At 72.1% G+C, this 25,513-nt stretch carries 22 protein-coding genes and 1 pseudogene; 12 read left to right on the top strand and 11 right to left on the bottom strand.

All coding sequences use genetic code 11. From position 1 onward, the window contains the following. The first annotated feature begins 6 nt into the window (after positions 1-6). From oraE to ACK2IS_RS12775, 6 genes are all read left to right on the top strand, one after another. The gene (gene oraE / locus ACK2IS_RS12800) at positions 7-2,253 is read left to right on the top strand and encodes a D-ornithine 4,5-aminomutase subunit OraE (RefSeq protein ID WP_409483700.1); all 2,247 of its coding nucleotides are present in this window, start codon (positions 7-9) and stop codon (positions 2,251-2,253) included. A gap of 132 nt (positions 2,254-2,385) precedes the next feature. Next, entirely contained in the window at positions 2,386-3,828 is a 1,443-nt protein-coding gene (locus ACK2IS_RS12795) for a glutamate mutase L (RefSeq protein WP_409483699.1), read from the top strand. Further along, positions 3,825-4,940 carry an alanine racemase gene (locus ACK2IS_RS12790; RefSeq protein ID WP_409483698.1) on the top strand — a complete coding sequence of 372 codons (1,116 nt, stop codon included), beginning with the start codon at positions 3,825-3,827 and terminating at the stop codon, positions 4,938-4,940. Before ACK2IS_RS12795 ends, ACK2IS_RS12790 begins: the two co-directional genes overlap by 4 nt. 152 nt (positions 4,941-5,092) lie before the next feature. Further along, entirely contained in the window at positions 5,093-5,356 is a 264-nt protein-coding gene (locus ACK2IS_RS12785; protein WP_409483697.1) for a hypothetical protein, read from the top strand. A gap of 22 nt (positions 5,357-5,378) precedes the next feature. Continuing rightward, complete coding sequence (locus ACK2IS_RS12780) at positions 5,379-5,843, top strand: hypothetical protein (protein WP_409483696.1); 465 nt, start codon at positions 5,379-5,381, stop codon at positions 5,841-5,843. A 36-nt stretch (positions 5,844-5,879) separates the two neighbouring features. Continuing rightward, entirely contained in the window at positions 5,880-6,041 is a 162-nt protein-coding gene (locus ACK2IS_RS12775; protein WP_409483695.1) for a hypothetical protein, read from the top strand. A 64-nt stretch (positions 6,042-6,105) separates the two neighbouring features. Here ACK2IS_RS12775 and ACK2IS_RS12770 read toward each other — a convergent pair whose 3' ends face one another. Both ACK2IS_RS12770 and ACK2IS_RS12765 read right to left on the bottom strand, forming a co-directional pair. Then, positions 6,106-7,248, bottom strand: coding sequence for a hypothetical protein (locus ACK2IS_RS12770; protein WP_409483694.1), 1,143 nt, complete (start codon positions 7,246-7,248; stop codon positions 6,106-6,108). Positions 7,249-7,345: 97 nt separating this feature from the next. Then, entirely contained in the window at positions 7,346-7,978 is a 633-nt protein-coding gene (locus ACK2IS_RS12765) for a NeuD/PglB/VioB family sugar acetyltransferase (RefSeq protein ID WP_409483693.1), read from the bottom strand. A gap of 99 nt (positions 7,979-8,077) precedes the next feature. Here ACK2IS_RS12765 and alr point away from each other — a divergent pair, with 99 nt between their 5' ends. Together alr and ACK2IS_RS12755 are read left to right on the top strand one after the other, a co-directional pair. Further along, a complete protein-coding gene (gene alr, locus ACK2IS_RS12760) occupies positions 8,078-9,214 on the top strand; it encodes an alanine racemase (protein WP_409483692.1) in 1,137 nt (378 codons plus the stop codon). Between the two features lie 84 nt (positions 9,215-9,298). After that, entirely contained in the window at positions 9,299-10,561 is a 1,263-nt protein-coding gene (locus ACK2IS_RS12755; protein ID WP_409483691.1) for a lipopolysaccharide biosynthesis protein, read from the top strand. A 174-nt stretch (positions 10,562-10,735) separates the two neighbouring features. Here the strand turns inward: ACK2IS_RS12755 and ACK2IS_RS12750 are convergent. The 6 genes and pseudogenes from ACK2IS_RS12750 to ACK2IS_RS12725 all read right to left on the bottom strand — a co-directional run. Beyond that, positions 10,736-11,359, bottom strand: a pseudogene (locus ACK2IS_RS12750) (O-antigen ligase family protein); the annotation flags it as partial. A 311-nt stretch (positions 11,360-11,670) separates the two neighbouring features. Next, complete coding sequence (locus ACK2IS_RS12745; RefSeq protein ID WP_409483690.1) at positions 11,671-12,753, bottom strand: glycosyltransferase family 4 protein; 1,083 nt, start codon at positions 12,751-12,753, stop codon at positions 11,671-11,673. 8 nt (positions 12,754-12,761) lie between these two features. Then, a complete protein-coding gene (locus tag ACK2IS_RS12740; RefSeq protein WP_409483689.1) occupies positions 12,762-13,958 on the bottom strand; it encodes a glycosyltransferase family 4 protein in 1,197 nt (398 codons plus the stop codon). Further along, on the bottom strand, positions 13,955-14,596 hold the full coding sequence (locus ACK2IS_RS12735) for a sugar transferase (RefSeq protein WP_409483688.1): 642 nt from the start codon (positions 14,594-14,596) through the stop codon (positions 13,955-13,957). Before ACK2IS_RS12735 ends, ACK2IS_RS12740 begins: the two co-directional genes overlap by 4 nt. Continuing rightward, positions 14,593-15,735: a DegT/DnrJ/EryC1/StrS family aminotransferase gene (locus ACK2IS_RS12730; protein WP_409483687.1), complete on the bottom strand. Its 1,143-nt coding sequence runs from the start codon at positions 15,733-15,735 to the stop codon at positions 14,593-14,595. Before ACK2IS_RS12730 ends, ACK2IS_RS12735 begins: the two co-directional genes overlap by 4 nt. Further along, positions 15,732-17,597 carry a polysaccharide biosynthesis protein gene (locus ACK2IS_RS12725; RefSeq protein ID WP_409483686.1) on the bottom strand — a complete coding sequence of 622 codons (1,866 nt, stop codon included), beginning with the start codon at positions 17,595-17,597 and terminating at the stop codon, positions 15,732-15,734. The genes ACK2IS_RS12730 and ACK2IS_RS12725 overlap by 4 nt, the downstream gene beginning before the upstream one ends. Positions 17,598-17,752: 155 nt before the next feature. On the opposite strand from ACK2IS_RS12725, the gene ACK2IS_RS12720 reads away from it, so the two are divergent. Continuing rightward, complete coding sequence (locus tag ACK2IS_RS12720) at positions 17,753-18,340, top strand: low molecular weight phosphatase family protein (protein ID WP_409483685.1); 588 nt, start codon at positions 17,753-17,755, stop codon at positions 18,338-18,340. A 41-nt stretch (positions 18,341-18,381) separates the two neighbouring features. Here ACK2IS_RS12720 and ACK2IS_RS12715 read toward each other — a convergent pair whose 3' ends face one another. Both ACK2IS_RS12715 and ACK2IS_RS12710 read right to left on the bottom strand, forming a co-directional pair. Next, on the bottom strand, positions 18,382-19,869 hold the full coding sequence (locus ACK2IS_RS12715; RefSeq protein WP_409483684.1) for a polysaccharide biosynthesis tyrosine autokinase: 1,488 nt from the start codon (positions 19,867-19,869) through the stop codon (positions 18,382-18,384). A 185-nt stretch (positions 19,870-20,054) separates the two neighbouring features. Beyond that, positions 20,055-20,783, bottom strand: a complete 729-nt coding sequence (locus ACK2IS_RS12710) for an LCP family protein (RefSeq protein WP_409483683.1) — start codon at positions 20,781-20,783, stop codon at positions 20,055-20,057. A 363-nt stretch (positions 20,784-21,146) separates the two neighbouring features. Here ACK2IS_RS12710 and ACK2IS_RS12705 point away from each other — a divergent pair, with 363 nt between their 5' ends. Continuing rightward, positions 21,147-21,509, top strand: coding sequence for a VOC family protein (locus ACK2IS_RS12705; protein ID WP_409483682.1), 363 nt, complete (start codon positions 21,147-21,149; stop codon positions 21,507-21,509). A gap of 143 nt (positions 21,510-21,652) precedes the next feature. Here the strand turns inward: ACK2IS_RS12705 and ACK2IS_RS12700 are convergent, their stop codons facing one another. Beyond that, positions 21,653-22,882 carry a DNA recombination protein RmuC gene (locus ACK2IS_RS12700; RefSeq protein WP_409483681.1) on the bottom strand — a complete coding sequence of 410 codons (1,230 nt, stop codon included), beginning with the start codon at positions 22,880-22,882 and terminating at the stop codon, positions 21,653-21,655. Positions 22,883-22,992: 110 nt separating this feature from the next. On the opposite strand from ACK2IS_RS12700, the gene ACK2IS_RS12695 reads away from it, so the two are divergent. Then, positions 22,993-24,123, top strand: coding sequence for a metallophosphoesterase (locus tag ACK2IS_RS12695; protein WP_409483680.1), 1,131 nt, complete (start codon positions 22,993-22,995; stop codon positions 24,121-24,123). 95 nt (positions 24,124-24,218) lie between these two features. Then, on the top strand, positions 24,219-25,304 hold the full coding sequence (ychF, locus tag ACK2IS_RS12690; RefSeq protein ID WP_409483679.1) for a redox-regulated ATPase YchF: 1,086 nt from the start codon (positions 24,219-24,221) through the stop codon (positions 25,302-25,304). The last annotated feature ends 209 nt before the right edge of the window (positions 25,305-25,513 follow it).

Raw genomic sequence — 25,513 nt, 5'->3', positions numbered from 1 at the left:
ACGACGATGACCGACCAGCAGCAGCCGATGGGTCCCCTGGACGAGAACGTCAAGCTCGACATCGAGCACATCCTGCAGGACCTGGAGCACTACCGTCCTCGTCGCAAGGGCTGGGTGTGGCGCGAGGTCCCCGCCGACGGCGTCGACATGGGCCCCTTCCACTACCGCGACATGGCCGAGCCGCTCGCGAAGTCGCTGGGTCTGCCCGCCTCGAAGTACTTCGGGGGCATCGACCCGCAGCCCAAGTGCGTGGTCACCACGGAGATCGCCTCGGGTCGCTTCGAGGACGACATCCGCCGCATGCGCATGGCGGCCTGGCACGGCGCCGACCACCTGATGGTGATCCGCACGACCGGCCAGTCCCACATCGACGGCCTGCTCGAGGGCACCCCGGAGGGCATCGGCGGCGTGCCGATCACCCGCAAGCAGATCCGCGCGTCCCGCAAGGCCTGCGACCTGATCGAGGACGAGGTGGGTCGCCCGATCAACTTCCACTCCTACGTGTCCGGCGTGGCCGGGCCCGAGGTGGCGGTGCTCTTCGCGGAGGAGGGCATCAACGGCGCCCACCAGGACCCGCAGTACAACGTGCTCTACCGCAACGTGAACATGTACCGCTCGTTCGTGGACGCCGCCGAGGCCAAGAAGGTCATGTCCGGCGCCGGGATCTTCCAGATCGACGGGGCGCACAACGCCAACGCGACGGCCAAGGCCGGCTGGCTGGTCATGCCCGAGCTGATGGTGCAGCACGGCATCAACTCGGCCTTCTCGGTCATGGTCGGTATGCCGAAGGAGCTCATCGGCCTGTCCACGGTGCCGCCGAACTCCCCGCCGGCTCCGAAGCTCTGGTACGACCTGCCCTACGCGGTCGCGCTGCGGGACTTCTTCTCGGACTTCAAGATGCGCGCGCAGCAGAACACGCGCTACATCGAGGCCGACATCGAGGAGGCCGTGCGCACGCACACCATCGACACGCTGATCTCGATGCTGACGCGCGCCGACATCCAGTCCACGATCACGCCCGACGAGGGCCGCAACGTGCCGTGGCACTACAACAACGTCCGCGGCCTGCAGACCGTCAAGCAGGTGTGGGCGGGCCTGGACGGCATCAACGACCTGGTCGGCCTCAAGCACGACGGCCCGCTCGGGGAGATGGTCCGCGACCTCAAGGTCCGCTCGGTCGCCTTCCTGGAGGAGGCCATCGAGCAGGGCGGCTACTTCGCGGCGGTCGAGAAGGGCTTCTTCGTCGACTCGGCGAAGTACCCCGAGCGCAACGGCGACGGCATCGCCCGGGACGGCCAGGGCGGTGTGGGCGCGGGCTCGATCGTCGAGCGCGACGCGGACTACTTCGCGCCGGTGTCCTGCCACTTCGGCCACAACACCATCCCGGAGTTCGTGCATGAGCTGGTGGGTCACCGCGTCGAGCGGCCCGAGGACGCCATCGGCGGCGACACCCTGTCCGACCCCGACAAGATCGTCTACATCGACGAGCTCGACCCCGAGGACTCGGCGTCGGCGCGCCTGGAGGCGACCAAGCCCTATCGCAGCGGCGGGCAGATCAAGCCCGAGGCCGAGTGGGCGGGCGACGGCACGGTGCTGATCCAGCTCTTCGTCCCGGAGAACGAGGACATCGCCGACGTCTACGCCGTGGAGATGGCCAAGAAGATGGGTCTGCAGGACCCGGAGGTCATCAACACCGAGGCGATGCACCCCTCGGAGGGCACCTTCGTCGAGGTCAAGGGCAAGGTCGGCTTCGCGATCGACCGCTCGTCGTTGAAGATCCCGGAGAAGGAGGTCATCCTCCCCGAGGAGGAGCTGCGCGAGGTCGTCGGCAAGGTCGGTCTGCGGGTCGTCGCCGGCACCGTCGGCGAGGACGAGCACTCGGTCGGGCTGCGCGAGATCCTGGACATCAAGCACGGCGGCATCGAGAAGTACGGCGTGAAGTACGACTACCTCGGCACCTCGGTCCCGCTGGACAAGATGGTCGACGCGGCGATCGAGACCGGCGCGCAGGCGATCCTGATCAGCACGATCATCAGCCACAACGACGTGCATCGGTCGATGATGCGCAAGCTCGACGCCCTGTGCCGGGAGAAGGGCATCCGCGACAAGGTCGTCCTGATCGCCGGTGGCACCCAGGTCAACCGCGAGATGGCGGCGGAGACCGGCCTGGACGCGACCTTCGGCCGCGGCACCAAGGGCATCCACGTGGTCAACGCCATGGTCAAGACGCTCCGCGCCCGCAACCAGGCCTGACCTACCGGGGGTAGTCGGATCAGCCGGGCCTCGTTGCCCAGGCGAGTCCGACTACCCCCGGTAAGTTCCGCCCGCGGCCTTCGGGCCCGCGATCCCCCACCCTGCCCCGCACCCGACCCCGGAAGGACCCGCATGGCCTCCGTCGACATCCTGACCATCGAGGTCGGCTCGACCATCACCAAGGTCAACGGCTTCCGTCGCGCCGACGGCCGGCTGGAGCACGTGGCGCAGGGCTTCGCGCCGACCTCCGTCGCCCAGGGCGACGTGGGCATCGGCGTCGACGCGGCGATCGCCGACCTCGAGCGGGCATACGGCGGATCCGTCGCCGGGGTCACGACCTACGTCAACAGCTCGGCGGCCGGCGGGCTGCGCATGACCGTGCACGGGCTGACCGTCTCGATGACCGCCCGCGCCGCCCGCGAGGCCTCTCTCGGGGCCGGGGCGATCGTCCAGCAGGTCACCGCCGGTGCCCTGGACGAGGACGACGTCGAGGACGTGCGCGAGATCGCGCCCAACATCATCCTGCTCGCCGGTGGCGTCGACCACGGCGAGAAGAAGGTCGTCGTCGACAATGCCAGGGCGCTCGCCCCGGTCGCGGCCGAGCTCGGCGTCCCGGTGATCTATGCCGGCAACTCCGCCGCGCGCCGCGGGGTGACCCGCGCCTTCGAGGAGCACGGCGTCGAGCTGATGCTGGCCGACAACGTCTTCCCCGCCGTCGACGTGCTCGACGTGGAGCCGCTGCGGGTGCTGATCCACGAGGTCTTCAACCGCCACATCACCCGCGCCGCCGGCATGGGCCGCTTCGCCGAGATCACCGACCGCGGGATCCTGCCGACGCCGGGTGCGGTGCTGCGCGGGGCCGAGCTCTTCGCCGCGGAGCTCGGGGACGTGCTCGTCGTCGACGTGGGTGGGGCGACCACCGACATCCACTCGGTGACCGAGGGGTCCTTGGAGTATGCCGGGAAGGTGCTCGACCCCGAGCCGCGCGCCAAGCGCACCGTCGAGGGTGACCTCGGGGTCTACGTCAACGCCCGCAACGTGGTCGAGGCCTACGGCGACGAGACCTGGGCCGCCCGCCTCGACGACCTCGAGGCGATGCCCGCGACCGACCGGCAGCGGGAGCTGACGCGCTGGCTGTGCGCCACCGCCGTCCAGGTGGGCGTCAAGCGGCACGCGGGCAGCCTGACCGACATCTACACCCCCACGGGCAAGAAGCAGGTGGTCCGCGGCAAGGACCTCACCGCGGTCCGCTGGGTGGTCGCGACCGGTGGCGCCCTGACCCGCGTCGAGGGCTCGGCCGAGGTGCTGCGGTCGGTGTGCACCGGCCCGGGCGCGCACCTGCTGCCCGAGCCGACGGCGCGCGTGCTCGTCGACCGGGACTACCTCTTCTCGGCGCTCGGCACGATCGGGGAGGAGCTGCCCGACGAGGTGCGGGCGACCTTCCGGGCGTGGGTCGCGCAGGCCGACCCCGAGGGGGCCGCGGCAGCGCGGCATACCGCCCAGACCGGCGACGTCGGTGCGGAGGGCACCGCCGCCGCAGACGACGCCGACCGGACCGCCGAGGAGCAGGCATGACCACCCACCCCACCCCGCGGCTGGAGATCTATCCGGAGCGGATCACCTACAACACGCTGGCCGTCAGCGAGCTCGCGCACGAGCACGGCGCGAGCGTGGCCGGCGTCGCCAAGGTGACCTGCGCGCACCCGGCCGTCGTGGACGCGCTGGTCGCGGGCGGGGTCGACATGATCGCCGACTCCCGCATCGACAACCTGCGGCACTCGCGCGAGCGGGGCATCGACCTGCCGCTGATGCTGCTGCGCATCTCCGAGCCGTCGCGGGCCACGGAGATCGTGGAGTTCGCGGACATCTCGCTGAACTCCTCGCTCACCACGATGCAGGTGCTGTCCGAGGCCGCCATCGCGGCGGGCAAGCGGCACCAGGTGATCCTCATGGTCGACGTGGGCGACCTGCGCGAGGGCGTCTGGCCCGACCGCGCGGTGGAGGTGGCCTTCGGTGCGGCGCAGCTGCGCGGCATCGAGGTCGTCGGGCTCGGCTGCAACCTGGCGTGCTTCGGCGGGGTGGTGCCCAGCGAGGAGAACATGAAGGTCCTTGTCGACGTCCGGGACGCCGCGCGCGCCGCGACCGGTCTGGAGCTGCCGCTGCTGTCGGGCGGCAACTCCGCGTCGCTGCCCTTCCTGGCGTCGGGACACATGCCCGAGGCGATCAACAACTTCCGGATGGGTGAGTCGATCATCCTGGGGCGCAACGTCTTCGACCGCTCGCCGTGGCCGGGCACCCGGCAGGACACGGTCAGGCTCGTGGTCGAGATCGTCGAGCTGGAGCGCAAGCCGTCGGTGCCGATCGGCAAGCGCGGGCAGAACGCGTTCGGCGAGGAGCCGGCCTTCGAGGACCGCGGGACGCGGCTGCGCGCCATCGTCAACCTCGGTCGTCAGGACGCCGTGGTCGACGGACTGGACCCGCTCGACCCCAACATCTCGATCCTGGGCGCGAGCAGCGACCACATGATCATCGACGTCGAGGACGCCGCCGACGCGGGCTCGCTCAAGGTCGGTGACGAGCTGGCGTTCTACCCGGACTACGCCGCGCTGCTGGCGATCTCGACCAGCCCGTATGTCGAGAAGGTGGTCATGGACCACCCGCGCAAGGGGATCCCGACGGTCGAGTGACCGGTGCCTGCCACCCGCCAGCTGTCGGGCCCCGGTAGTCGGCCATCCTGCCGCGAGCCTCAATCACCACGTGGGCCATCGGAATCGCGCTGGCCACATCGCCGGCTTCCGTCCTGGCCTGCGCACCGGCCGTTGCTGCCTCCTCGCTGAGTGTGCAGGCGCAACTCCAGGGACTGGCGGCGCCTTCGGCGAAGGATGTGCCGTCCCGGCTCTGGGCTGCTCCCGGAGTGATCGACCGGACCGTGTTCGAGGTCAAGAAGCAGAACGACTGGTACGAGAAGGCGGGTCAGCCTTGGCACATCTCCAAGGAACGCTCAGGAGCTCCCCACGGCGGCAGTGCCTGGAAGCTCGACAACCCTGAGAATGTCCGGATCGCCACGCTCGCCAGCGACGGCAAGGTTCTCCGGTGGGGGTGAGCGATGTACCGGAGGGTCGGCGATGACGTGCCTGCGGGGATCCTCCCGGCTGCGGTGCACCGGGTGCGCCGCGGTCCCGGTGGCGGGGTGGTCAGCGCCCACAGCTGGTGCGACGGCGAGGTCGGCGGCGCCGAGCTGCTCGACGACGAGCTCGCGGTGGGAGTGTCGTCCAGGCGTCCAGGCGTCCGGCCTGGGCACCCAGATCCCCGCGATCCGGGACGGTCTGCTGACCGACGACGACGAGGTGGTCGCCCACGCGCTCACGCACGCGGGACCCCACCTGCTGTGGCTGACCCGGCCGAGCCCCACGCCTCGCGGCGTGGTGGTCTGCGACCTGGTGGCGTCGCTCGCCGAGTCGCTGCACACCGCTGCGGTGGCGGTCTCGGACGATGCCGCGCTGGTAGAGGACCTGCTCGACCTCGATGTCGAGGAGGCCGCCGCGCAACGCTTCCGGGCGTGGTCGGACGGCCCGCACACCGCGCTGTGATCCCCGCCGCCGCAGGGCGGGCTCGACGTGGTGACCGTGGTCCGCGCCGACCGCTGCGGGGCCGGCGTGCTGCGGCTCCTGCCTGACCGCTCCGAGTGGTATCCGCACGGCTTCGGGCTCCAGGCGCTCCCACAGGAGCCGGACGCCGACGTCGCCGAGCTGCTCGGCCGGGTGGTCGCCGAGCTGGCCATCCGCTGACTGACCGCGCCGGGCCCGAGGTCAACCGCCCAGACCGATCCTGCCCGCTGCGGGCGGCTGCGGGTCAGGTGGCGCCGGGTGCGTCATCCTGGCGGGGGCGAGCCGGCCTGGTGACAGAGGGCCGCTGCAGGGCGAGGGGTATGACGGGCGCCGGGATGACCCGTGGCGACTCGCCCCGGCCGCGGGGCTCGGCGGTGGCGAACGACGCCTGCGGCAGGTGCTCGCTCAGGGGCACGGCGGCACCGCCCGGACCGGGTGTGGCGTCATACAGCAGGCCGTGCCGGGTCGCCGTGGTGCGCTCGGGTGGCAGCTGCCGGACCCACCGGGCATAGGGCTTGCCCAGCCAGGTCCACCACTGCTCGCCCGGCACCAGTCCGTCCCAGCCGTCCCTGGTGGCGGGGATCAGCGGCCACTCGGACTGCGAGTCGTGCCAGAGGGCGCGGCCGCTCCAGATCGCTCCCCGCTCCTCCTGGGCGTAGGCGTAGACGGTGGGGAGCTCGTCGACGAGGCGCACCAGCAGGGCCCGCGCGGCCGCTGTCCAGGCCGGCTCGCGCATCGGCTCGGCGAGGAAGCGCAGGTCCACGTGCCAGAAGGGCTTGTCGGCGGGAGTGCCGGGCAGGGTGCTGAGCGTGCCCTCCACGCAGGGCAGTCGTCCGGTCGTGGCCAGGAGCTGGTCGGGCTCGCGCCAGGCTCGCAGGAAGCCTCCGCGGCCGTCCCGGGAGACGTTGCCCTGCAAGGGATCCAGCACGCCGAACCGGCGGGGGAGGGCCTCGGGCAGCAGCGACTCCACCGCGTCGAGGACGGTCCGGGCGGCCTCTTCGGTGATGTCCACCGAGCGGCACCACCAGCTCAGCTCCAGGGTGCTCACCCGGGTGTCGGGCGCCGGGCGGGCGGTCGCGCGCAGTCCCCGCCGCGCCCAGACCTGCCCGGTCTGGCGGTCCAGCGCCGCCCCGTCGAGGGCGGCGGCCAGGCGGCGGGCGAAGCGGATCGCGTGCGGGATCTCCGAGGGGATGGACCCCTCCACGAGGACGGCGTACTGCACGGCCGCGCCCAGCACGGCGGCGGTGACCTCGGGGTCGACGTCCTCGGGCTCGACGGCGACCGGGTCCTCGACGGTGAACGAGGAGCGTCGGCGGGCGCCGCGGACGATCGTGGTCTCGCCCGCGGCCGGGTCGCCGAGGGACAGGCCGGCGCACGACGCGACCACGCCGGTCAGCTCGGCGGGCGTGGCAGCCCGAGGAGCTCACACCACCAGGTCGTAGGACATGCGCCCATGCTGGCAGAGCGCCCGCCGGACGAGCAGCTCACCAGCGGCCGGGGATCCCCGTGACCACGACGCCGGAGGGCACGTCCTTGGTCACCAGGGCACAGGCCCCGACCACGGTGTCGTCGCCGACCGAGAGTCCTTGCAGCACATGGCTGCCCGTCCCGAGGAGCACCCGCGCGCCGACGCGCACCTCGCCCGCCACGACCGCGGCCGGGTTGGCGGACGTGCAGGGTCCGAGCTCGCTGTCGTGCCCGATCGCGACGTTGGGGTTGAGGTGGACGTGCTCGTGCAGGGTGATGTTGGTGGTCAGGCGCGCGCCGGCGAGGATCACGGTGCCGGGGCCGATGGTCACGCGGGACCCGATGGTGGTGTCCGGGTGGATGGCGGTCGCGGCCCGGTGCCCGGCGGCGTCCAGGCGCGCGGCGAGGCGCTCGCGGATCGCGCCGTCGCCGATGCCGACGACATACTCCGTGCTCGCGTCGACGCTCTCCAGCCACGCGTCGAGGGTGCCGAGGTGCGGGAGGTGCCGGTCGGCGAGGCGCTGCCGGTTGCGCTCGGAGGGGGCGTCGTCGACGACACCGATCACGGTGCGGCCCTGGGCGATCAGGACGTCGAGGGTCTCCCGGCCGAAGCCTCCCGCACCCACGACCACGACTCCGCGTGCCGACATGGTGGCCCCTCTCGCGCGACGATGCGACGAGGCTACCTGCGCAGACGCCCCGCGGCCCCCGGGCGCGCGGCGGGGACGGGGCTGTGGGATAACGGATCCATGCTCTACGCGACGCACGCCCAGGTCGACCTGTCCGCCATACGTCACAACCTCGACGGGGTGCGCTCGGCGGTGGGGGACCGGACGGTGCTGGTCGCGGTCAAGGCCGACGCCTACGGCCACGGGGCCGTGGCCGTCTCGCGGATGGTGGAGCGGACCGGGTGCGCCGACTGGCTGGGCGTGGCGACGGTGCCCGAGGCGCTGGAGCTGCGCGAGGCGGGGATCACCCTGCCGATCCTCAAGCTGTCGCACTGCTTCCCAGGGGAGGAGATGGAGGCGGCTATCGCCGCGGACGTCGTCACCGCGGTCCCGTCCCGGGAGTGTGCGGACGCGCTGCAGGAGGCGGCGGCCCGGGTGGGGCGGCCGGCGCGGGTGCACCTCAAGGTCGACACCGGTATGGCGAGGATCGGGGTCGCCGCGGACGAGGCGGCCGAGCTCGCGGACCACGTCGAGGCGCTGCCGGACGTGCGCCTGGAGGGGATCTTCACGCACCTGCCGGTGTCGGACACGGCCGCGCAGGACGAGTTCACCGAGGATCAGATCGCCCGCTTCCGCGCGGTCGTGGACGCGGTGCACGCCCGCCTCGGGCGCACCCTGGAGCACGTGCACTGCGCGAACTCCGGTGGCGTGCTGGGCCACTCGTCGTCGTGGTTGACGATGGTGCGGCCGGGGATCATGGCCTACGGCTACTACCCCGACGCGACCACCCCGCGGTCGATCCCGCTGCGGCAGGCGGTGCGGTGGGTGAGCCGGATCAGCTTCGTCAAGCGGGTGCCGGCGGGCACGACGGTGGGCTACGGCCGCACCTGGCACAGCCAGCAGGACCGGTGGATCGGGACGATGCCGGTGGGCTATGCCGACGGCTACGACCGACAGCTGTCCAACCGCGGGCGGGTGCTGATCGGCGGGCGCTCGTGCCCGATCGCGGGGCGGGTGTGCATGGACCAGACCATGATCGACCTCGGCCCCGCCGACCAGCCGTGCCCCGTCGAGGTGGGTGACGAGGTGGTGCTGCTCGGCGCGAGTGGCGACGCCGAGATCAGCACCGACGAGATGGCCGACCTGCTGGGGACGATCACCTACGAGGTGACCTGCAACATCGGCAAGCGTGTGGGGCGGGCCTACACCGACGCCTGATGGCGCGTACTACTTTCTGTAACAGAACTCTGCGATACTGTCGCGGTGAGTAACCGTATCGCTCGGGCGTGAGGCGGTGCCCGCGTGAGCTCCGCACGCCGCGGCGTGCTGGCCATCGTCGGTGGCACCGCGGGTGGTCAGCTCCTGGCGCTTGCCTGCGCCCCGATCATCAGTCGGCTGGTGCCTCCGCACGAGTACGGGCCCTTCGCCGTGGTCAACGCCGCGATCATCGCGCTGTCCACGGTGGGAGCACTTCGTCTGGACCTGGCGATCCCCGTGCCTGACGACGACGACGAGGCGCTGGACGTCGCCCGCCTCGGCCTGACGGTCGCCTCGGTCCTCGGTCTGGTCCTCACGCCGGTCGCCTGGTGCGCCCGGGGGAGCGTGGCCGGGGCTCTGCGTCTCGACGTCGATCCCTCCCTGCTCTTCTGGATTCCGTTGACCGCCTCGCTGGCCGGGGCCTTCACCGTCCTCAACCAGCTGGCCATACGGAGGCGGATGTATGCGGCCATCGCGCGGCGCTCCCTGGTGCAGGCTGCCGCGGTCTCGTTGCTGCAGGTCGCGGCGGCGGCGCTGCACGGGGGTGCCCACGGACTGGCCTTCGGTCTCGCTGCTGGGCAAGCTCTCGGCATCGCCACCCTGGTCCGGGCCCTGCGATCGGAGGGTGCCGGGGCGCGAGAGCGCTCGTCGGCCCCGCTGCGCACCACTCTGGTCCGCTACCGCTCCTTCCCCCTCCTGCTGGCTCCGTCAGGCCTCGTCAACTCCTTGGGTCTGCAAGCCCCGGTGCTCATCCTGGCGTCGCTCTACGGCACCACGGTCTCAGGGTGGCTCGGCATGACCCAGCGGGTTCTGGGTCTCCCGCTCGCCCTCGTGGGGGTCGCTCTGGCACAGGTGTACGTCGGGGAGTTCGGGGCGGCGCGACGGGCCCGATCCCCGGTGCTGCTGGGCCTGTTCCTCCGCACGTCGGCACGCCTGCTGGCCGCAGGTCTGGCCATGGGGGCCGTGCTGGTCGTCCTCGCCCCGTGGGTCTTCACGACGGTCCTGGGCGCGCAGTGGCGGGTCAGCGGGGAGTATGCCCGGGTGATGGCGGTCGGCCTGGTGGCTCAGCTCGTCGCGGCACCGCTCTCACAGACGGTGGTGGTGATGGGCAAGGTGGCGTGGCAGGCGGGCTGGGACCTCTCTCGCCTGGTCCTGTGCGCCGGGGTCGTCGTGCTGGGACACCAGCTCGCCTGGCCCGCGTCGACGACGGTCGCGGCTCTGGGAGCTGCGTGGGCGCTGAGCTATGCGCTCCTGTGGGTACTGTCCTGGCTGGCCCTGTGCGCGGCTGATGCGCGACCGGGCTGCTAGGCCGACTCCGACGGCGACCCACAGGCCCCGGTTGCCGTTGACGTCGCCCGATACCAGGGCGTTGATCAGGAAGAACAAGAACAGGGCGGTCATCGCCAGCTCAGCTGGCGTGACCTGGTGACGCCACTGGCGACGTAGCGCCACCACCACGGCCAGGAAGGTCGCAGCCCCGGCCGCCCAGCCTCCCTCGGAGGTCACCTCCGCGATGACGTTGTGGGGATACTGCACGTAGCCGGAGTCGAGCGTGGCGAAGCCCATGTAGTCGTAGAGACCGCCCCACCCGATGCCGGACGGGTGGTGAAGGGCCGCGTCGACGGCATAGCGCAGCAGCGTGGCGCGCATGTCGGCCGAGGCGCCCGCGGTCTCGAACAACCGATCGTCCGCGCCACCCGCTGCGGCCCAGGCGCCGCCGAGGGCGAGGATCAGCAGCACCACCAGAGTCCGTCGGATGCGTCCGGAGGCACGCGAGAGGGCCACGACCGTGAGGACTGCCAGCACGGAGGCGAGGACGGGTCCTCGGGAGGCGGTGCGCAGGACGGCGTAGCCCGCCACGAGGGCCAGCAGGAGAGCGAGTGCCCGATGCCGGCGTCGAGCCAGGCCCACGGTGAGCAGGACGACCAGGGCACCGCCCGCGGCGCGTCCCAGACCGATGGTGCTGCCCCCTTCGGAGTACAGGCGTGAGGACGAGGCGGCCGGGTCGACGACCGCCAGGGCGATCGTGACGAGCCCCACGGCCACGACCGACCGCAGCCAGGTCCGCCGCGCTCGGTGGCTGTCGATCAGCACCAGGCCGCCCATCACGCACAGCGGAGCCAGCACGAAGACGTGGACGTGCTTCTGCGCGGCGTAGGTGTTCTCCGGTGATGTGCTGGTGAGCAGCCCGCCCAGGAGAGCGGCGAACCACAGGAGGAGCGGCAGCGGTGAACCGCGGGCCCGTCGACGCCCCGCCAGCGTCCACAGCACCACCACGAGCACGACCGCCCCGGCCAGGATCGTCAGGTCCACCGGGATCCACGCGAGGTAGCGCGATCCCTTGACGTAGCCGCCGAGGGCCAGGATCGCCAGCGCGGTCGGACCGACGGCGGGGGAGCGGCCGGTGGCCCCTGTGGTCACCGAGACACCAGCTCCGCCACCAGGGCGCAGAGCCGCTGCGCCTCGTTCTCGAAGCTGAAGTGCTCCACCACGGCCTGCCTGCCCCGGGCTCCCATGGCGGCAGCCTCCTCGGGGTCGGCCAGCAGGGCCTCCACGGCCTGGGCCACGGCTCGCGGGTCGGTGGCGTCGACGAAGAGGCCACAGTCGTAGGGGCCGAAGGTCTGGACCCAGTACGGAAAGTTCGATGCGACGAACGGCCGCCCGGCGGCAAGGTACTCGTAGACCTTGGTGGGCTGGGACTCCAGGTGGTTGGGCAGCGGGAGAAGGACGGCGAGACCGGCTGCGGATCGGGCCAGGATCGGGGGGACCTCGTCCGGGGCCACCGTCCCTAGATAGGTCACGCCGTCCGGGAACGACCTGCCGTGGACCTCCTTGGCGCACGGGCCGACCAGCACGACCTCCGGCGGGTCGGTGAGCATCCGCGGCAACGCGCACATCGCGTCGTACCCGCGACCGACGCTGATCCCACCCGCGTAGCACACGAGGGGAGGAGTGCTCCTGGGATAGGGCGCCGGGTCGGGGAAGTCCTTCAGCCAGGGGTAGTTCTGGACCAGGACGGTCCGGGCGCGTTCGTGGCACCGACCGATGTGCGGGGTGGCGACCACGACGGCATCCAGTCCGTGGTCGGCCGCTCGCTCCAGGGCCCGCGCAGCGCGCGCCACCAGGGGGCGGAGGGCCCGGGGCAGATAGGGCTTCCCCGCCACCTGCTGCGGCAGGTCCTCGTGGGCGTCGTAGACGACGCGGCACCCCCGGTGCAGGAGTCGGTAGAGCAGCAGCATGGGGATCAGCTCGGGGTCGTGCCCGTGGACCACGTCGGGGCGCCTCGCGGACAGCCGCCGCCAGGCGGCCACCGGGCCGAGGACCATCCGCGACCACCGTCCTCGGCGCCTGGGGAGGCCCAGGACGGGGATGCCCTCGACGACCTCGTCCCGGTCGTGGACCGCCACCAGCAGCACGTCGTGGCCGGCCTGGGCCAGGGCGGTGCACTCCTTGCGCAGGATGCGGTTGTCCCGGACGGGGTGGGCGGTCGTGACGTGCATGACCCGTGTCATCGAGATGTGCTCCTGTCGGCGCGATCTTCGTGGACCCGGTCCAGGACCGCCGCCAGCCGACGAGCGGCCTCCCGCCGGGAGAACCGCGTGCGGATGAGGGTGTCCGCTGTGCGGCGCCACTCGGCTCGCTGCTGGTCACTCGCGGCTCCAACGAGGCGGATCCCCTCCGCCAGAGAGCCGGAGTCGCCGACGTGGCCGCACCGGTCATGGCCGATGAGCCCGGTCACCGCGTCCCCGGCGTTGCTGACGACGGGCAGACCTGCGGCCAGGTAGTCGAAGAGCTTGTTGGGGCTCATCCCCAGCCGGAACACCTCCAACGGCGTCACGGAGTGCACGCCGATGTCGCAGCAGGCCAGGAGCATCGGAAGGTCCTGCTTCGGGACGGGATCGGCGAAGCGCACGTTGCTCAGGCCCTCCCGCCGGGCACGAGACTGCGCGTCGTGCTTGGCCGGGCCGTCGCCGACGAGGACGAAGTCCACCTCGGGGACGCTCGCCGCAGCGTCGAGGATCAGGTCGATCCCGTCCTTGGGGCCATGCGCTCCCGCGAACACCGCCGTCGTGCGGTCGATCCCCAGGGAACGACGCCTCTTCTCGCGGTCCTGGGGCGAGAGGTGCAGGTCGTAGGGCTCCGTGCCGTTGGGAACCACCGTGCAGCGCTGGGGGTCTGCGCCCAGGCGGGACAGGTGCTGCTCCCAGCCGGTCGTGACGACGACGATCTCGTCCGCCCGCCGCACGACGAAGCGCTCGACGGCCTCAAGACCCCGGTGGGTCCACGATCCGCGGGTGAGCAGTCCTGCCGCGACGAAGGACTCCGGCCACAGGTCGCGGATCTCCAGCACCAGCGGGACGCGCACCGTCCGGGCCAGGGCCCAGCCGGCGACGGCGGTCAGCAGGTGCGGGGTGGAGGCGAAGACCACGTCAGGTCGGTGCCGCAGCCCGAAGCCCACGGCCTGCACGCAGTAGGCGACCCAGGACGTCAGGCGGGCTCGCGGGCTGCCGTCGCTGGCCGGCACGGGCACGAGCCGGAAGCCGGGGTCTCGCGTGGTGAATCTCTGCTGGCTGTAGTGGTTGCGGTCACCGGCGAGCACCACGGCCCGCCAGCCGGGGCACCGGCCGAACAGGTCGGCATGGCGGGTCCCGCCACCCTGGTCGCGGGGGAGCGCGAACTGGTTGAGGACGAGGACACGTCTCACGAGGAACCTCCTGCGTGCGCGGTGGTCTCGGCGCTGCCGCGGAAGGCGGGCATGGTGGCGTGGCCCTCGGCGCTCACACCCTCCCGCCCCACCACGGTGGCGATCGTGCGCGCCAGGATGCGCAGGTCCAGGCCGAGCGAGCGGCGGTCGACATATTCCACGTCGAGAGCGAAGCGCTCCTCCCAGGACAGTCCGTTGCGGCCGCTGACCTGCGCCAGCCCGGTCAGACCCGGGCGGACCTCGTGCCGGCGGGCCTGGACGGGGGAGTAGCGCGGCAGGTAGTCCATCAGCAGCGGGCGGGGTCCGACCAGGCTGAGGTCGCCGCGCAGCACGTTCCACAGCGTCGGGAGCTCGTCGATGCTGCTGGCCCGCAGCCAGCGGCCCAGCCGCGTCAGGCGATCCGCGTCGTCGTGGGAGCCACCTGCCTGGGCGGGAAGCAGCATCGTGCGCATCTTCACCATCTCGAAGGGTTTTCCGTCGAGACCGGGTCGGGTCTGGCGGAAGAGCACGGGCGAGCCCATGGTCCCGCGCACGGCCGCTGCTGCGAGAGCCTGCACCGGTGCCGTGACCACCAGGCCCGTCGCCGCGACGGCCACGTCCAGCCCGCGCTTGAGGACTTCGTACGTCGACGGCGTCACGCGGCCTCCCGCAGGGTGGCGTGCAGGGCCGTGACCACCCGGTCGACGTCGTCGTCGGTGAGGTCGGCGCCGCTCGGGAGGTTGACCCCCTGGGCGAAGAGCGCCTCGCTCGTCCCGTCCAGGAAGGCACGGCGCCCGGCGAAGACCGGCTGCAGGTGCATCGGCTTCCACAGGTGTCGGGCCTCGATCTCCTGCTGCGACAAGGCAGCGACGACGTCGTCGGCGGTGGTGGACCACACATCGGGGTCGAGCACGATGCTCGTGAGCCAGCAGTTGTCCTGGGCGTCGTCCCGATCGCTCCCGCGCCCCAGCAGACGGATCCCCGCGAGCCCGCCGAGGAGTTCGGCATACCGCTGCCGGATCTCACGGCGCCGCTCGATCAGCGTGTCGAGGCGCCTCAGCTGGCCCCGTCCGAGGGCGGCCAGGACGTTGGACAGGCGGTAGTTGAAGCCGATGTCCTCGTGCTCGTACCACGGCACCGGCTGCCGGGCCTGCGTCGCGAGGTGGCGCGCGCGCTCGACGACGGACTCGTCGTGGCTGAGCAGCATGCCGCCGCCGGAGGTGGTCATGATCTTGTTCCCGTTGAAGGACAAGGCCGCCGCCAGGCCGAAGGACCCGGCCGCCGCCGTCCCCAGCGAGGCTCCGAGCGCCTCGGCCGCGTCCTCCACGAGGGGTATGCCGCGCTCCGCGAGACCGGGGACGAGCACGTCATAGTCGGCGCACCGGCCGAAGAGGTCGACCGGGATCGCCGCGGCCACCGTCCGGCCGCCGGCGCTCAGCTCGTCGCAGGCCTGCAGCAGCAGGTGGGCGGCGACGTTGCCGTCGTCGCCGCGACTGTCGACGAAGGCGACCTCGGCACCGGTGTAGGCGACGGCGTTGGCGGTGGCGGCGAAGGTCATGGTCGGCACCAGGACGACCGTCCCCGGGCGGGCACCGACGTGGAGCAGGGCCAGGTGCAGGGCGGCGGTCCCCGAGCTGAGCGCGAGCGCGTGCGGCACCCCGACCCGCTCGGCGACCTCGTGCTCGAAGGCGTCGACGTGCGGTCCGAGGGGTGCGATCCACCCTGAGCGCAGGGCGTCCAGGACGAGCTCCTCCTCCACGGAGGTGACCTGGGCGCGGGACAGGTGGATGCGGCTCACCGGTGGTCCCCTCGATCGGGTTCGCCGAGCAGCGCCCCGGCCAGACCCACGCGGTCGGCGGGCAGGGGACCCTGGCCCTCGCGGGCGCACCCGCGCATCCACCCGGCGGCGCGCTCGTGCGTCAGCGGCATGCCGTCCACGGTCGAGCCGTCCAGCGGCGGCACGTCCACGCTGCTCACCAGCGGGTGGGCGGTGCCGCGGGAGCGGTCGGCGGCGTTGAACAGGTCCTCGGTCATCTTCTCGCCGGGGCGCAGCCCGGTGTAGACGATGCGCACGTCCGAGCGGCCCGACATCGCGACCAGGGTCTCGGCGATCTCGGTGATCCGCACCGGCCGGCCCATGTCGAGCACCATGACCTCGCCGCCCGCGCCCATCGCGGCCGCCTGCATGGTGAGCTGGCAGGCCTCGGGGATGAGCATGAAGTAGCGCTGCACCTCGGGGTGGGTCACGGTCACCGGGCCGCCGCGGGTGATCTGGCGGGTGAAGGCCGGGATCACCGACCCTCGCGACCCGAGGACGTTGCCGAAGCGGACGCTCATGTAGCGGCCGGTCGCCCGCCCGGCCATGTCCGCCGTGAGCCGTTCGGCGATGCGTTTGCTGTAGCCGAGCACGCAGACCGGGTCGGCGGCCTTGTCGGTGGAGATGTTGACGAAGGTCGACACCCCCGACGCCTGGGCGGCGCGCAGCACGTTGAGGGTGCCGAGGACGTTGGACTTCCACGCCTCCAGGGGATAGCGCTCCAGCAGCGGCAGGTGCTTGAGCGCGGCGGCGTGGAAGACGACGTCCGGCCGGTGCTGGCGCAGGACCCGCTGCATCGCCTCCTGGTCGCGGATGTCGGCGAGCACGATCGTGTCGCTCTCCAGCAGCCCGTGACCCTGCAGGTCGAGCTGCACGTCCTGGAGCGCGGACTCGTCGCGGTCGAGCATGACCAGCCGGGCCGGCTCGAACCGCGCTATCTGGCGGCACAGCTCGCTGCCGATGCTCCCGCCCGCGCCGGTGACGAGGACGGTGCGGCCGGCGAGCTGCCCGGCGATCGCGGTCTCGTCGAGGGTGATCGGCCGGCGGCCCAGGAGATCCTCGAGGTTGACGTCGCGGATGTCCTGCGGGGTGGGGTCCTGACCGAGCAGCTCGCCCATGGTGGGCAGCACCATGGCCTTGAGCCCGGCCTCGCAGGCCTGATCGTGCAGCTCGCGCACGGTGTCGGCGTCGGCCTCGCGGATCGCGATGATCATCCGCTGCGCGCCGGTCGCGGCCGCGACCCGGGTCAGGTCGTCGCGCCCGCCGCGCACCCGCACGCCCTCCACGGAGGTGCGGTGGGTCGCCGGGTCGTCGTCCAGCAGGGCGACCGGGCGGTATGCCGAGGTCGGGTCCTCCCGCATGGCCCGGATCAGCGCCCGACCGCTGCGGCCGGCGCCGTACACCAGCACCCGCTCCTTGCCCTCGGCCCGGTCGTTCTCCCGCTGTCGGGCGGCTCGCACGACGAAGCGTGCCGTCGTCATCAGCAGCACCGCCAGCAGCATCGCGATGACGGGCACGGCTCGGGGCAGGGGCGGGGGCGTCGCCAGCAGCGTCCAGGCGAGCAGTCCGGCGCCGGTGACGACCGCGGTGGTGGTGACGTCCAGCACCTCCTCGAAGGAGCCGCGGGTGTGGCCCTTGCGGTAGGGGCCGGTGGCGACGGAGACGAGGGCGTAGGCCGCGCCGCTCGCCAGGGCTGCGGCGGAGACGCTCGGCAGCAGGACCGGGGCGAGGGCGAAGGAGTAGCGCACCCAGGTCGCGAGGAGCACCGCGGACACCCAGACGAGGGTGTCGGCGGCGCCCCAGGTCAGCCGGACCAGACGGTCACGACGGGCGACGTAAGGCATGGCGCTCCTCACGATCAGTGATTCTTGACCCCTCCAAAGTAACCGCTTCGGCCCCCTGATGGGGAACAGTTCGTCACCCAGAGCGACTAGTGACCGTCGACGTCGTGGGCCGGCGCCCGCCAGATCCGGACCTCAGGTGACGTAGCGTGATCCTCATGAGTGAGCCCGCCCGCCTCCTCGTCGTGTGCACCGGCAACGTGTGCCGCTCGCCCTATCTCGAGCGCCTGCTCCAGGCAGCACTCGACCGGTCCTGGGGGGCGGGCGCGGTCGAGGTGCGCAGCGCCGGCACCGGAGCCCTCGTGGGCCACCCCATGGACCCGGCCGTCCTGGACCGGCTGCGCTCGGCCGGGGGCGAGGGCGACGACTTCCGGGCCCGGGCGCTGACGGTCGACCTCGTGGCACCGGCCCAGCTCGTGCTGACCGCGACGAGGGACCATAGGGCGGCGGTGGTGCGGCTGGCCCCGCGGGCGCTCGCGCGTACCTTCACGCTGCTCGACCTCGCCGACCTGGCGCGCGACCTCCCGGACGAGGCGCTGCCGGCGGTAGGTGCGGCACGGGACCGGCTCGCCGCGGTCGTGCCCCTGGTCGCCGCCCGACGTGGACGCCGACCCCCGCTGCCCCCGCAGGAGGCGGACCTGGTGGACCCCTTCCGACGGGACGCGGCCGTCCTGGACCGGATGACCGGTCAGGTGGCCGGGGCGCTCCCGCAGGTGCTGCGGGTCCTCGGCGACGGCGGGCGCTGACGCCTCGCCGGCAGCCCGGTCAGCGGTAGTCGGCAGCCCGGTCAACGGCCGTCCGGGCGCCGGTGCGCGCGCCGGTAGGCCGAGCGGGTGGTTGCCGTGGCCCCGGCCGGCACCGCCTGCGGCCGCCCGCGCCCCGCCCACGGGGTCCAGCGGCGGCGGCCCGATCCGGAGCCGGCCTCGGGCGCGTACGCGTAGCGGTCGCTGTAGTAGGAGTAGCCGTCGCCGCCCCTGGTGGGCACCCGGTTGACCACCAGGCCGAGCAGCCGGGCGTCCACGGCGCGCAGATGGTCCAAGGCCCGGGTCAGGTCCTCCTTGCGGATCACCCCGGCGCCGACGACCAGGACGGCGCCGTCGGCCAGCGTGGCCAGGACGGCCGCGTCGGTGACGGGCAGCACCGGAGGTGCGTCGATCACGACGTACTCGAAGTCCCGGCGCAGCCGGTCGAGCAGGTCGCGCATCGCCGGGGAGCCGAGCAGCTCGCTCGGGTTGGGCGGGATCGGGCCGGAGCCGAGCACGTGCAGGTTGTCGCCGAAAGGCTGCAGGACGTCCTCCAGGTCGGCCTCCCCGATGAGCACCGACGTCAGGCCGACGGCGCCCTCCAGCCCCATGTACTGCAGCAGTCGAGGACGACGCAGGTCGCCCTCGATGATGCAGACCTTGGCGCCGCTCGCCGCGAGGGTGAGCCCCAGGTTGCCCGTCGTCGTCGTCTTGCCCTCGCCGGGCAGGGAGGAGGTCAGCACGAGCACCCGTGGGTGGGTGGCGGCGTCCACGAACTGCAGGTTGGTGCGCAGCGTGCGGAAGGCCTCGGCGCGGGTGCTGTGCGCGTCGCTGTGCACGATGAGCGGGTGCGAGGATGCGTCGGGGTCGAAGTGGATGCTGCCGATGACCGGGTCCTCCGCGACCTCCTTGACCTCGCGCTCGCCCTTGATCGAGGTGTCGAGCAGGTCGCGCAGCAGCGCCGCGCCCAGGCCGAGCAGCAGCCCGAGGACCAGGCCGAGGGCGAGGGTGCGCAGCGGGCGCGGGGCGCAGGGGTGGTCGCTCGCCACCGCGGTCTGCAGGATCGACGCCTTGACCGGGCTGTCCTGGCCGGCCTTGACCGACTGCAGCTCCTGGATCGTCGTCGTGAACTGCTCGGCGACCGCGTTGGCGACCCGGGCGGCCTTGTCGCGGTCGTGGTCGGTGACCGTCAGGTCGAGCAGCACGGTGTCCGGGGGGGTCGTCGCCCGCACCTGCCGGGCCAGGTCGGTGCCGGGCGCCACGCCCAGGGTGCGCCGCACCGGGTCGAGCACCCGCGGCGAGGTGATGACCTCGGCGTAGGTCTTCATCTGCTGCTGGGTGAAGGTGCTGCCCTGCATCAGGTCCGCGCTGGTGCCGGTGTTGGCCGTCGAGACGAACAGCTCGGTCCGGGACTCGTAGCTCCTGGGCGTCAGCGCGACGACCGCCCCCGCGACCAGCGTCGACAGCAGGGTGAGGGCGAGCACGACGCGCCACCGCTTGCGCAGCACGCGCAGATAGTCCTGCAGGTCCACGGATCCGCCTCTGTTGCTGTGAGTGAGTGTTGCCGACCAAGATATCGCTCAGAGTGACTTTCGTATGCCGTTCGGCGTATGCCCTCCGCAGGCCCCGCGCCTGGGCCTGCCCCGGGCCTAGGGACCACCCCGAACATGGGCGCGCCCCTCCGGGAGGGAGGGGCACGTCCGGCCGGGCGGCGCCGTCACTTGGTGAAGGACTCCATGGAGTCGTGCTGCAGGTGCTGCTGCAGCGCCTGGAAGCGGCCGCGGTTGCTGAGGTAGGTCGTGTGGATCTGCGCGTCCATGAGGCTCTGCATCAGCGCCTCGGCCTCGTTGACGGTGGTGCCGTTGTCGAGGGTGACCTTCTGCGAGGCGAGCTTGGTGAAGCGGTCGATGATGATCGGGTTCTTGCTGCCGAGGGCCTTGCCCAGGACGGACTTCATGAACTTCAGGTGGCGCTGCTCGTCGCGCCGCCCCTTGGCCAGGTCGCCCTCGCGGAGATAGGCCAGGGCCGTCGGACCGTCCATCTGGCGACCGTCGATGGTCACGCCACCGACGCCGTCGACCAGGTCACGGATGTCGGACAGGTCCAGCTCGGTGACGTCGTCGATGCGGATGCCGAGGGTGTCCTCGGCCTTGACCACCGCACCGGAGCTGCCCTTGCTCTCGAAGGTCGGCTCCAGCACCTCGCGCGGCAGGATGACCAGGTCGACCCGGCGGCGGTCGGCCGAGATGTGGGCGATGGTGAAGCTGCCTGCACCGGTGTGGGCGTCGTTGGTGGCCACGACGAGCAGGTTGATCGACTCCCCGGCGGTGGCGACCTTCGGCTTGTGGGCCACCGGCATCAGGGAGGCGTGCTTGACGTTGTGGGACACCGTCTGGTGCAGGTGCCAGGCATAGACCGGGGGAACGGCGAGGCCCGCGGCAGCCATGAGGCCTGCGGTCCACGCGACGGGACGAACCCACCGACGGGGGCTTCGGGGCTGCGTGTTCGTTGACATGGCAAAACGGTAACTAAAAGTAATTGACCAATGGCAGAGGGCTGTTAGGTCCATGACACGGTGTGACGACCGCTTCGGCCCGGATGTCGCCTTCGCCGGGGATGATTCGGGCTTATGCCGCCCGGCGTGACTCGCGGTTCACCCGTCCGCCGGTGAGCCGTTCAGGGGTATGCGCGATGACCGCGCGTCGACCTACCGAACGGTAGCCGGGGATCGTGGCAGCCAGCCGCCGCACCCGTCGCCGAGCCCGCCCGCGGGGGAGACTGGGGGCACTGCCCCACCCCAAGGAGACCCATGTCGCTTCGCCTGTCGCACACCACCTGGGACGCCCTCGACCCGCACACCGTCGCGGAGTTCTGGCGCGAGCTGCTCGGCTGGCAGGTGCAAGACCCGGACAGCTACCACCCCGGGTCCGCTGCGTGCTACCTCGTGAGCCCGCACGGCTACACCGTGCTGTTCTACGAGGTGCCCGACACCAAGCAGGTCAAGAACCGCGCCCACATGGACCTCGTCCCCGACGGCAGCACCCGCGACGAGCAGGTCGCCCGCGCCGAGCAGCTCGGCGCCGCCACGGTCGACGACCGGCGCGCGGACCTCGGCTGGGTCGTCATGGCCGACCCCGAGGGCAACGAGTTCTGCATCCTCGGCGAGGACTGACCCGCACCGCCGCGTCCCCGGCCGCGCTCGCGGTCGGGGACGACCCACGTGCGCCCGCCCGGGTCAGCGGGGGAGGCGGTGCAGAGCCGCCCGCTCGTCGGGGAGCAGCGGTCGGCGGCCGGCGCCGGGGGAGGGCGTGCCCATCAGGCGGAGTCGGCGTCCCGTGCCGGCCGGCCCTCGCGGGAGGGGGAGTCCGTGGGGCGGGCAAGCTCCGGGTCGATGGCCGGGCGGGCGACCTCGGCGTCCAGGGCGTCGAGCAGCTCGGCGCTGGTGAGCGGGCGGGGCGCCTGGTCGACGACGTCGAGGGTGGGCGGTGCGGTGGTCACCAGGTCCAGCTCGTGCATGCGGCGGGCCGTGACGAGCACGCGGGACTCCAGCGTGCCCACCATCGCGTTGTAGGCCTCCATCGAGCGGGTGAGCTGGGCGCCCAGACGGGTGGTGTGCCCGGCGAGGGTGCCGATGCGGGCATAGAGCTCCTTGCCGAGGGCGAGCAGCTGGGTGGCGTTGGTCGCGAGCGCGTCCTGCTGCCAGGTGAACGCCACCGTGCGCAGCAGCGCGAGCAGGGTCGCGGGGGAGGCGAGGACCACCCGGCGCGCCAGGGCGTCGTCATACAGGGTCGGGTCGTGCGCCAGGGCCGCCGCGAGCACGGCGTCGGACGGCACGAAGCAGACGACCATCTCCGGGGTGACCGGGAAGGCCGTCCAGTAGGCCTTGGCCGCGAGGGTGTCGACGTGACCGCGCAGTGCCGCCGCGTGCCCGCGCAGGTGGGCGGCCCGCTGCGTCTCGTCGAGCGACTCGCCCTGCGCGGCGAGGAACTTGGTGAGCGGCGCCTTGGCGTCGACGACCAGCACCTTGCCCCCCGGCAGGCGCACCACGGCGTCGGGGCGGACGGCCGCGTCGTGCTCGGTGACCGCGGCCACCTGCTCGTCGAAGTCGCACCGCGCCAGCAGCCCGGCGTGCTCCAGCAGCCGCCGCAGCCGGGCCTCGCCCCACGCGCCGCGCACGTTGCTCGACTGCAGCGACCCCGCCAGCGAGGCGGTCTGGTCGCGCAGCGCCGTCGTGGTCGCCGTGACCTCCTCCAGGCGGGCCCCGAGCGCGCCGTACTGCTGCTGCCGGTCCCGCTCCAGCGTCCCCACCGTGCGCTCCATCCGGGCCAGGGCCTCGCGCATCGGCCCGAGCGTCGCCGCGGTCTGCGAGTCCTCGCCCATCGACGCCTCCAGGTCCACGCAGCGCTCGCGCCACAGGTCCCGCTCGGCCGTCAGCCCTGCGAGCTGCGCGGTGTGCGCCGCCCCCGACCCACGCAGCGCGAGCCAGGTGACCAGGGCGCCGAGCAACGCCCCCACGAGCAGACCGACGAGCAGGGTGGTGTCCATGGGGTCAGCCAACCACCTGGCGCCGACATACCCGTGCAGGACAGCACAGTTCACCTCACGGACAGCGCAGGTCCACGCGCTGGTACGCCGGTCTCCCTAGCCTCCCGGGCATGGCCCTCACCCCGCGCCTCGCCGCTGCCGCCACCCTCGCCCTCACCCTCCTCGCGACCCCCGCCGCCGCCACCGCGGCGACCACCACCCCTGCCGCCACCGGCCGTGGCTCGCTCGTCGGCCCCACCGCGCCCGACGGCGCCTTCCGGGACCCCGCGACCTACGACCTGGCCATCGCCCACATCACCGACACGCAGTACCTCAGCCGCTGTGCGAACTCGGTCATGGCTGCCCAGGCTCGCCGCTGCCAGGCGATCTACGACGGGATGAACCGCTGGATCGTCGACAACGCCGCCTCCCGCAAGATCGCCTACACCGCGCACACCGGCGACATCGTCGACTCCTACTGGTTCCAGACGCCCAACCTGGCCAAGGGCGAGTTCGCGCACGCCTCGCAGGCCCAGCAGATCCTCGACGACGCGGGCATGCCCAACGGCGTCCTGCCCGGCAACCACGACAACGCCCGCGGCGCCGACGCCTCGCTCTACAACCGCTACTTCGGCCCGGCGCGCTACCAGGCCGCCGGCGCCCGCGCGGCGACGCCGTACTACCAGGGCCCCTGGAAGGACGGCGACAACTCCCACCACGTCGACGAGTTCACCGCCGGCGGAGCCAAGTTCGCGGTCGTCTACCTCGGCTACAAGCCCTCCGACGCCGCGCTCGCCTGGGCCGACGAGCAGATCAAGAAGCGCCCCCGCCACAACGTCGTCGTCGCGACGCACGCCTACCTGCAGCCCGGCGCGGCCCCGGCCGGCGAGAACGCCCCGCTGTCCGACGACGGCGCCCGCGTCCGCACGGTCGTCGACGCCAACCCCAACGTCTTCCTCGTCCTCGCCGGCCACGAGCACGGCGTGGCCCGCAACGTGCGCCAGGACGTGGGCACCCCCGGTCACCAGGTCGTCGAGCTGATGGCCGACTACCAGGACTACGACGCGGGCGCGGACGGGCGCGGGCACGCGGGCTTCGTGCGGATGCTCCAGCTCGACGTCCGGCACGGCGAGCTCACCGTCGACACCTACTCGCCGTCGCTGGACTCCTTCCGCAGCCGCGACTACGACACCCAGGCGGGGCGGCGCTACGACGGGAGCGAGGACGAGTTCACCGTCGCCGTGCCCCTGATCACGGACTGACCCGGCACGAGCAGGGCGTATGACGAGAAGCCCCGCAGGGGCCGACATACGCGCTGCTCCTGGTCGGGCCCCCGCAGCCGATAGACTCGCTCCTCGTGGCTCTGACTATCGGGATCGTGGGACTGCCCAACGTGGGCAAGTCGACCATGTTCAACGCCCTGACCAAGAACAACGTGCTCGCCGCGAACTACCCCTTCGCGACCATCGAGCCCAACGTGGGCGTCGTCCCGCTGCCCGACCCGCGGCTGAAGGTGCTCGCCGGGATCTTCGGCAGCGAGCGGATCCTGCCGGCCACCGTGTCCTTCGTCGACATCGCCGGCATCGTGCGCGGCGCCTCCGAGGGCGAGGGGCTGGGCAACAAGTTCCTCGCCAACATCCGGGAGTCCGACGCCATCTGCCAGGTCATCCGCGCCTTCGCGGACGACGACGTGGTGCACGTCGACGGCAAGGTCTCGCCCAAGGACGACATCGAGACCATCAACACCGAGCTGATCCTCGCCGACCTGCAGACCCTCGAGAAGGCCATCCCGCGGCTGGAGAAGGAGGTCAAGGGCAAGAAGACCGACAAGGCCGTCCTCGACAACGCCCTGGCCGCGCAGCGGGTCCTCGAGGCCGGGGACACGCTCTTCGCCAAGGGCGCCGCCGCCGGGGTCGAGATGGCCGCGATCAAGGAGCTCTTCCTCCTCACCACCAAGCCCTTCATCTACGTCTTCAACGTCGACGAGGACCAGCTCACCGACGAGGCGCTGCAGGCCGAGCTGCGCGAGCTCGTCGCCCCCGCCGACTGCGTCTTCCTCAACGCCAAGCTCGAGATGGACCTCGCCGAGCTCGACGAGGCCGAGGCCACCGAGTTGCTCGAGTCCGTCGGCGTCACCGAGCCCGGCCTGGACAAGCTGGCGCACACCGGCTTCCACACCCTCGGGCTGCAGACCTACCTCACCGCGGGGCCCAAGGAGTCGCGGGCCTGGACCATCCGCACCGGGTGGACGGCCCCGCAGGCGGCGGGCGTGATCCACACCGACTTCGAGCGCGGCTTCATCAAGGCCGAGGTCGTGTCGTATGACGACCTCGTGGCCGCCGGGTCCATGCAGAAGGCCAAAGAGGCGGGCAAGGTCCGCATCGAGGGCAAGGACTACGTGATGAACGACGGCGACGTGGTCGAGTTCCGCTTTAACGTCTGAGTAACATTGACGTCCCGTCTTCCTCAGGAGCCGACGAGCTCCATCGCTCGCTCATACGCTCGCGCTGACGAATCGAGGAGATCACCGCATTTGCCTTGAGCCCTGCGCAGCTCCAGGCAGTGCGCGAACTGGACCGCCGCTTCGGGGTACGCGCCGCTGACGAAGAGGGCCTTTCCTAGGTGCTGGCGAATCTGCGGCTCACGGGCAGT

Origin of the sequence: Arsenicicoccus dermatophilus, from assembly GCF_046267915.1 — a bacterium.
GTDB classification, from domain to species: domain Bacteria; phylum Actinomycetota; class Actinomycetes; order Actinomycetales; family Dermatophilaceae; genus Arsenicicoccus; species Arsenicicoccus dermatophilus_A.
Note: the sequence above shows the minus strand (reverse complement) of the source record. Positions and strands in the feature narration are given on the sequence as shown.